We start from the raw sequence: 231 nt of genomic DNA on the forward strand, positions 1-231 counted from the left end.
AGGATCTAACTTAGGCCCAAGCTCCTTGTTATCGACGAAGTGGGCTATCTCCCTTTAGATGGCCTTGGCTCAAACCTCTTTTTCCAGCTAATTAGTGCTCGGTATGAAAAGGGGAGCATCATCCTCACCAGCAACAAAGGCTTTGGGGAATGGGGGGAGCTCATGGGAGACCCGGTGCTTGCCACTGCAGTGTTGGATAGGCTATTACACCATGCCCATATAATCAACATA

Annotated in this window: 1 pseudogene; it reads left to right on the plus strand. The window is 49.4% G+C overall.

What is annotated here, in order from left to right:
* Positions 1-9: 9 nt before the first annotated feature.
* Positions 10-231: pseudogene (istB, locus tag cpu_RS09210) on the plus strand (IS21-like element ISChy4 family helper ATPase IstB); the annotation flags it as partial.

Source organism: Carboxydothermus pertinax (assembly GCF_001950255.1).
Taxonomy (GTDB): Bacteria; Bacillota; Z-2901; order Carboxydothermales; family Carboxydothermaceae; genus Carboxydothermus; species Carboxydothermus pertinax.